Here is a 2239-nt window from a genome sequence, read left to right on the forward strand (position 1 = left end):
GTGGACGCTCATCATGGTCCGGATCGCGTTGAGCTCGTTGTCCAGCAACGGCCCCATCGCCAGGGTCACGACCAGCAGTGCCGCCCAGCCGCCGAGCTCGGGGGTCCGGGGGACCTGCCCGTCCTTCTTCGCCTGCTTCTTGCGCTTCGGAGTGGGCTTCTCGGTCTTCTCCTCGCTCACCCGGTCACCCCGCTCCCGCCATCGAGGCCATCGCCTCGTTCGCCAGCTCGACCAGGTTGTCGACGGCGCCGGGCAGCATCGGGAACGACAGGCCGAGCAGCAGCAGCGTGAGACCGACCTTGGCCGGGAACATCACGTTGAGGGCGTTGAGCTGCGGCGCGACCTTGGTCAGCAGCGCGAGGGCCAGGTCGGCGACGAACAGCACCGCGATCATCGGCAAGGCCATCTGCACGGCCACGGTGAAGAACATCGAGAACGCCGTCACCAGCACGGCGTCCCAGTTCGACATGTCCGGCATGCTGTTGAGCGGCAGGTACTTGAACGTGCTGAGCAGGCCGCCGATCACCAACAGGTGGCCCCCCGACGCCATCAGCAGGATGGTCGCGAGCATCTGGTGGAACCGTCCGAAGACGGTGTTCATGTTCATGCCCAGCGGGTCCCAGGCAGAGGCGAGCGCGAAGCCGCCGAACAGGTCGATCAGCGCACCGGCCGCGCCGATCGCGGAGAACAGCAGCATCGTCACGTAGCCCATCGCCAGGCCGATCAGTGCCTGGGAGGCGGTCGCGACGAGGAGCCCGGGCGTCGTGCTCGGGAGGGCCTCGGTGGCCAGCGTCGGCGCCATCGACAGCGACAGCCCCAGCGCCAGGACCACCTTCGCCATCGACGGGATGCCCCGCGTCGAGAACGGCGGTACGACGATCAGCCACGTGGCCACGCGCACGGAAGCGAGCAGCAGCGCAGTGAGCTGGGCACCGTCGACGGTCAGGATCATGGCGTGCGGGCTAGACGAGCAGGCCGGGCAGGAGGTCGAAGAGTTCCTGGGTGAACGCGATCAGGGTGTGCAGCATCCAGTTGCCGCAGAACAGCAGCGCCAGGCCGACCCCGACGAGCTTCGGCACGAAGGAGAGCGTGAACTCCTGGATCTGCGTCATCGACTGGAAGAGCGAGATCACGAAGCCGATCACCAGCGCTGTGGCGAGGATCGGGGCCGACAGCTTGAGGGCCACCAGCATCGTCTTGAGGGCGATCTCGATGATCGCGGTGTCGGTCATGGCGCACCTAACCGGTTCCGTAGGAGGCGACGAGGGACTTGATGACCAGGGCCCAGCCGTCGACCATCACGAACAGCAGCAGCTTGAACGGGAGCGACACCATCACCGGCGGCATCATCATCATGCCGAGGCTCATCAACGCCCCGCTGACGACGATGTCGATCACCAGGAACGGGATGAAGATGATGAACCCGATGATGAAGGCGTCCTTGAGCTCGGACAGCACGAATGCCGGGATCAGCGTGGCGGTGGAGACGTCGTCGCGGTTGTCCGGGAGCTCGCGGTCGGCGACGCTCGTGAGCAGCATCAGCTCGTCGTCACCGGTGTTGTCGAGCATGAAGGCCCGCAGCGGCTCCATCCCGTCGTGGAACGCCTCCGACGTCTTCTTGTCCCCGTCGAGATAGGGCTGGACGCCGTCGTCGTTGATCTGCCCCAGCACCGGCGCCATGATGAACAGGCTCAGGAACAGGGCGAGGCCGGCGAGCACCTGGTTGTTGGGCGTCTGCTGGAGGCCGAGCGCGTTGCGGGTCAGGCCCAGCACCACGAGGATCTTCGTGAAGCTCGTGCAGGTCAGCAGGATCGCGGGCAGCAGGCTGACCAGCGTCAGCGCGAGGAACACCACCAGGCTGTTGCTGGGCTTGTCGGTCATGCCGGTCAGGTCGATCTGCACCGAGCCGCCGCTGGCCGGACCACTGGGTCCGTCGGGGCCGGCGGGCTCGCTGGAGAGCGCCATCGGCAGGGCCAGGGCCGTCGTCGGGGCAAGGAGGACCAGGCCGATCGTCCCCACCAACAGGATGATCAGCCGACGCAGGGCGGTCATGACGCGCGCCGTCGCGGGGGTGCTGGCTCTGCGGCCCCGCCGGTGAACGCGGCGAGTGTCTGCTTCCACGTCTGCGGGGAGAGGACGGAACCGGCGAGGGGGCCGGTCGGGGCCGTCGTCACCAGCGTTCTGGTCGGAGATTCCTCCGAAACAGGGCCGATTCGCCTGTGACGTGCGGGTGCCGGGT

At 67.2% G+C, this 2239-nt stretch carries 4 protein-coding genes; all 4 read right to left on the reverse strand.

Annotated features, from left to right (window positions below):
- Nucleotides 1-180: EscU/YscU/HrcU family type III secretion system export apparatus switch protein (locus tag ACOADB_RS26675; protein ID WP_378606164.1), on the reverse strand; the 180-nt coding region annotated here is incomplete at its 3' end.
- A gap of 4 nt (nucleotides 181-184) precedes the next feature.
- On the reverse strand, nucleotides 185-952 hold the full coding sequence (locus ACOADB_RS26680; protein ID WP_378606167.1) for a flagellar biosynthetic protein FliR: 768 nt from the start codon (nucleotides 950-952) through the stop codon (nucleotides 185-187).
- A gap of 10 nt (nucleotides 953-962) precedes the next feature.
- The gene (fliQ, locus tag ACOADB_RS26685) at nucleotides 963-1232 is read right to left on the reverse strand and encodes a flagellar biosynthesis protein FliQ (protein WP_378606170.1); all 270 of its coding nucleotides are present in this window, start codon (nucleotides 1230-1232) and stop codon (nucleotides 963-965) included.
- Between the two features lie 7 nt (nucleotides 1233-1239).
- Nucleotides 1240-2052, reverse strand: a complete 813-nt coding sequence (gene fliP / locus ACOADB_RS26690) for a flagellar type III secretion system pore protein FliP (RefSeq protein ID WP_378606173.1) — start codon at nucleotides 2050-2052, stop codon at nucleotides 1240-1242.
- Nucleotides 2053-2239 lie beyond the last annotated feature (187 nt).

Source organism: Nocardioides sp. CPCC 206348, from assembly GCF_048654705.1.
Taxonomy (GTDB): domain Bacteria; phylum Actinomycetota; class Actinomycetes; order Propionibacteriales; family Nocardioidaceae; genus Nocardioides.